3 protein-coding genes are annotated in these 3,497 nt (G+C 49.3%); all 3 read right to left on the bottom strand.

All coding sequences use genetic code 11. The features are described 5' to 3' along the window. The coding region (locus tag ACT3R7_RS20420) for a UvrD-helicase domain-containing protein (protein WP_444280548.1) at positions 1–998 on the bottom strand (998 nt) is incomplete at its 3' end. A 714-nt stretch (positions 999–1,712) separates the two neighbouring features. Next, positions 1,713–2,690 (bottom strand): RES family NAD+ phosphorylase, encoded by a 978-nt coding sequence (locus ACT3R7_RS20425; RefSeq protein ID WP_225736079.1) that lies wholly within the window; start codon positions 2,688–2,690, stop codon positions 1,713–1,715. A gap of 50 nt (positions 2,691–2,740) precedes the next feature. Further along, on the bottom strand, positions 2,741–3,497 hold a 757-nt coding region (locus tag ACT3R7_RS20430), incomplete at its 5' end, for a sce7725 family protein (RefSeq protein ID WP_496199447.1).

The raw sequence follows: 3,497 nt of genomic DNA on the forward strand, positions 1-3,497 counted from the left end.
CGGTCAACCACATAGGCCAACTGATGCCCAAACTTACCAAGTATCAAAGTTGGTAGTCGACCATTCCGCTGGCAGGCCTCAGGATCGGGAAGACTCCCATCATCATCTATATTGATTCCGTCAGAGAGCGAGGCAGCGAGTGTCGCAATCTCACGAGTATTTCGATAATTTATGTTTAGCCTAAAGCTCCGTGTGGGTACTATTTCAATACCAGCTTCCGACCAAGGTGCTCCTCGTGGATATATTCGTTGTGCTGAGTCTGTAACGATTGTGATAGTAGCGTCTTCTGCAGCGTGGCGGACAACCGCGCGTAGTTGATTGGCGGAAAGATCCTGCGCCTCGTCTACAACGATCACGTCATACTTGAATCTAGGTTCGGCTCGCATCATATCCACGGCGAGATCGTTGAAATCTCTAACACCGTTCGATTGCTTCCACTCAAGGTAGGGAACTACAACCTCATCTAGCAATTTCCTGCGCACATCATTCGGCATCGCAGGAGATCCGCCGCGACCACTACGCCTGATCATTGGATATTCATCCAGACGCTCAGGTGGGAGCCTTCCCAGTAAATACTCAACCTCGTCTACAACAAATGATGTGTCGCGGGGAAATGAAATGGCAAGTTGGCTAAGATATCTTCGTGCTTCATTCGCGCTATTCATCCCTAATGTATTTAGTGTGTCTATTGCCCACCTATCGAAAGTCGAAATAAACATGCGCACATCGCCCGCATAATCCGCCATTTCATCTTCAGCAACGACTTGTAAATAGCTACGCAATGAGTTGTTGAAAGCGAGTACTAATACGTTTGCTGGCAATCGATTATCGTTACGCAGTTGATTTACTGCTGCGCCTGTCGCAGCCCTAAGCGCCAGCAACGCAGTAGTAGTCTTGCCACTTCCGGCAGCACCGCGAATGAGCGAAGCTCCGGTCTGAATCCGCCTGACTATAGTGATTTGCTCGGGTGTTGGCTGAACCCGCTTAAGTACCCGCATAACCAAAATGCCCCTGGCAGGATGATAGACACATGAATATTTAGCGTATCATGCATTTTTTTAGTACGTTAAGCCATCACAACCACATAACGTCGAAAAGACCTCTGAACTTTCCACTTCGCAATGGAGGGCCCACACTAAACGATGCACAATCTTTTGATAGAAAGTATGGTTTATCTGAGCCAGGGTAGAAACATATCGCGTAGCTATGCCAACTGTGTCTTGGCGCAGCGGAAAAGAGATTTATCACTTTACTCCAGTCTTCAGGAGGACCTGTGCTTCATCGTGAACCGCATTGCACCACAAAGGGCTGGGCCCATTTTACTCGCGGCGGCGTTAATCGTCGTTGATTTGGAATAAACAAACCGCTCTCCTTCTGCCTTGCCGCGAATAAAAACGGGCACCAGCGCGGCAATGAGTGAAACATCAACGGGCCCTAGGTTCATCTCAACGTATTTATCAAAATTAAACCGTTTTGGTACAGGAAAAAGAAAGAATATCCCACTCGGCTACCAATGTACGTACTTCGACCTGGAAAGCAGCCATTAGTTAAGTATGCTCGAAAAGCGGCATAATGTGGAAAAACTCATTGAGCGAGTTGTACTAATCTAGGGGGAGGTCAGTGGCACTTCAAACTAATGATAAAAACGATCTTTCATTGGTGATTGAAGCTGACGCTCACCAGAACCGTAGCTATAAGAATGTGCGTTTATTTCAGAGGGCGGCTACTTTGACCGAAACTTTGAACACGCTGTAGAGTTCCACTTCCCCGCCGACAGCCTTTTCGGGATCAAACAGTGCGAGATTGATGCCGTCGCTAACTGAACTACGATAGACCACACCGTCGAACCCTTTCTTCTTAATAAACTCACACAGATACTGGCTCGGAATGTAGTCGATTGCCGCACCAGTCGGCTGAACAGGTCGAGTCAATTCCTCGCCAAGACGCTCAAGGAATGGCAAATCGGCGCGCAGTTGGTCAATTGCACTAGACTCGGAAAAGATGAAAGGTGAAACGAGCTTGCGCGGATTGCGCAAGTCCACTGCTTTAATCTCTGGGATCGTGAAATCGGCAACGCAAGCAATCTCACCGGTATGAGGTCTGATCTCGGCCACTGCAGTTTCGGGGAGTGATCCCAGATAAAGATAGGGAATGCCTGCTGGATTAGCTCGGCCATGTGATGAGCGTCTTTTCGGTGGCGCCCCCATCTTTTCAATTTGAAAAACCTCGTCTTCGGTTCGGATGCGCGCTCGATACCATTGCCGGGGCAATTGCCGCGCCAACAGCATCTCGAGGAGTTCACGGAGACGCTCTTGGTCGATTTCAACATCAAGAAACCAGCGATTGGCATACATCATCTCGTCACGCAGCTTATCCCACTGCGCGAGGCCTTCACTGATATAGCTTGAAGACGGTGCAAAACCTTTTCTTACGATTTCACCATCATCGAGAATCTCGCCAAGCAGCTCCTTAGCGTGGGCGGTGTCCATGCGCCTATGACTGAAAAGCTGCCAATCCTCCTTCATCCATTCAACCAGTAGCTTACCACCCTCACTAGGCTCATAGACGTTAACTAGGAGTTCAAAATAATTGGCGAGCTTAAAAGGCTCTACCAGTTGGGTATCTGCGGTGCCACAGAAATCGCAGGTTCCATGATCGGGATCGAGAGACGGGAAGAGCTCATCACGCAAGGCACGATCATCGAAGCACTCCGGACAACAGAATCGCTTTGACATAGAACTCAGCCACAATAGTTGGCAAGCGTCTCAATGTGGTGCTTCATCGAGAGCTTTTTAATGTAACCGAGGCCTGGAAAATGGCCTTTAGCATGAAGGGCGCGAAATTCCTTAATCGCCTCGGTTTCGCGAATGTGGGAGGTGCCGCTATCTAGTTTTGCGATCAACTTTTCCAACGCCTGAGCGAACTTGCCAGCAGGGTCGGTTGGAGTGTCATTTGTATTCGAGACAAAATGATAGATGTACATGACATCGTCCTTGTCAGGATCGATGAAGGTTAAGTGGATCGCTACAGCATAAGCCGGGCCACCACTCTCGCTGTAAACGTCACCCGCAATCAGAAAGTCACCGAAGCCCGCCATACCAAGTTCACCACAAGTGACATGGAGGTCTGAAAATTCCTCTATAGGCGGATAATCGGCATTGCGCTGCCGCTTGAAGCCATCGCGCACGAGAATGCGCTTGCTCTGATCAAAATGCTTACGGTAGAGCAGCTTTGCATGGTCTTCGATGAAGACGTTGGTGAGGCTGGGCATGTCATTCTCCAGCACAACCGCCAGCGCCTTGGGGGCTGTAAATCCCCCGTGGACTAATACGGGACGATGATCGGCATGTTGGTCATAGCAGGCCATCACTTCGTCGGCATTCATGTCATTACGTAGCAAAATGCCTGCGGAGATATTATCAACGCCGCTAAAGTCTACTTGGAGGAGACCGGTGATACTCGCTCCGTCTTCCTTATGGTCACCGTGATAAGGGTTT

Origin of the sequence: Halomonas sp. AOP43-A1-21 (assembly GCF_052376775.1) — a bacterium.
Lineage (GTDB): Bacteria > Pseudomonadota > Gammaproteobacteria > Pseudomonadales > Halomonadaceae > Vreelandella > Vreelandella colorata.